This window comes from Chromohalobacter sp. 48-RD10 (assembly GCF_029889785.1).
GTDB lineage: Bacteria > Pseudomonadota > Gammaproteobacteria > Pseudomonadales > Halomonadaceae > Chromohalobacter.
Genome location: NZ_JARANX010000151.1, coordinates 1 through 1,173, shown reverse-complemented (window position 1 = coordinate 1,173; position 1,173 = coordinate 1). Strand labels below are relative to the sequence as shown.

Here is a 1,173-nt window from a genome sequence, read left to right as displayed (position 1 = left end):
AACGCTCCAGGTCCTCGAGGCGGCGCGTGAGCATTTCAATGCGCCCGTCACGGTGACAAGTGGGTGTCGCTGCCCTGAGTACAACGCCCGCATCGGCGGTGCCGAGCACAGCCAGCACAAGCTGGCGCGCGCGGCGGATATTCAGGTGAAGGGCGCAACGCCGGACGAAGTGCACGACTGGATCTACGCCAACTTCCCGTTCGTGAGCCTGGGGCGTTACGACACGTTCACCCACGTCGATACCCGAACCGATGGGCCGGCACGGTGGGACGGCTGATGAATAGCTTGATCCCGCATGTCGCGCCGTTCTGCATGCTGCTGCTGGGCCTGGCCACGCATGTGCTGAAGAAGTTCATGGAGATGCGCCAGCAGCTCGAGGCATTGACGTTGATCGCCTACCTCAAAGCACGCCCCTACAAGTCGGTGATGGCCACCATCGGCGCCATGGCCGGCTACCTGCTATTGGCAGATGCCTCGGTACCGAGCTTGGTGTCTGCCTTTGGTGTCGGGTATGCCGCCGACAGCATGCTCGAGATCGTCGGGGCCAAGGCGCGGGCGGCTGCCAAATGATCGGCCTGGGGCTGCTTAAGTCGAGGCGGCTATGGCTGACCGTGGCCGGTGTGGCTGGCGCTGCTGCCGTGGTCGGTATCGGGCTGCACCAGGCGCAATCGATAGGCGCGCTCGAGGCTGAGGTGGCCACCAAGCAGGCCACCATCGACGACCTGGGTAATCAGCTCGAGGCCCAAGACGAACGACACCAACAAGAGCTTGCGGCACGTGATGCGGCGCTGGTCGCTGAGCGAGCCCATGCCCGTGATGCCGAGGCGCGCACTCGCAGCCTGGCAGCCGAGATCAAGAAAGCGAGGGGCGCAGATGAGCAGATTAATACCTGTATGGGGGTGCAGCTGCCTGGCGGTATTGCTGACCGCCTGCGCCAGTGAGCCCGCGACGGTGATTGTGCGTGAGCCTGTACTGCCGCCGGTGAGCTACCTGCAACCCTGCGAGGTCACGTTGGGTAACGGCACGATTGGCGATGCGCTACAGGGGTTGCGGGCCACGGTGGAGTGCGATCGCGCCGACAAGGCCGCGCTGCGCGCGTGGCGAGATGAACACGCCGACGACGATAGCGGCTAGGTCTCAGCACTTTTTAGGTACTCCCGGCGGGGGTGAGCC

General features: G+C 64.5%; 4 protein-coding genes. All 4 read left to right on the top strand.

What is annotated here, in order from left to right; genetic code table 11:
• Positions 1-277 (top strand): D-Ala-D-Ala carboxypeptidase family metallohydrolase (locus OP496_RS17875; protein ID WP_280565285.1); only part of this gene is annotated, 277 nt, incomplete at its 5' end.
• Complete coding sequence (locus OP496_RS17870) at positions 277-570, top strand: hypothetical protein (protein WP_280565283.1); 294 nt, start codon at positions 277-279, stop codon at positions 568-570. The genes OP496_RS17875 and OP496_RS17870, both read left to right, overlap by 1 nt.
• Positions 567-941, top strand: coding sequence for a hypothetical protein (locus tag OP496_RS17865; protein WP_280565281.1), 375 nt, complete (start codon positions 567-569; stop codon positions 939-941). The genes OP496_RS17870 and OP496_RS17865 overlap by 4 nt, the downstream gene beginning before the upstream one ends.
• Positions 874-1,134, top strand: coding sequence for a hypothetical protein (locus tag OP496_RS17860; RefSeq protein ID WP_280565280.1), 261 nt, complete (start codon positions 874-876; stop codon positions 1,132-1,134). The genes OP496_RS17865 and OP496_RS17860 overlap by 68 nt, the downstream gene beginning before the upstream one ends.
• Positions 1,135-1,173 lie beyond the last annotated feature (39 nt).

Excerpts from the sequence above, each read along its gene's own strand:
- OP496_RS17865 (WP_280565281.1), top strand. The coding sequence starts at position 567 with ATGATCGGCCTGGGGCTGCTTAAGTCGAGGCGGCTATGGCTGACCGTG.
- OP496_RS17870 (WP_280565283.1), top strand. The coding sequence starts at position 277 with ATGAATAGCTTGATCCCGCATGTCGCGCCGTTCTGCATGCTGCTGCTG.
- OP496_RS17860 (WP_280565280.1), top strand. The coding sequence starts at position 874 with ATGAGCAGATTAATACCTGTATGGGGGTGCAGCTGCCTGGCGGTATTG.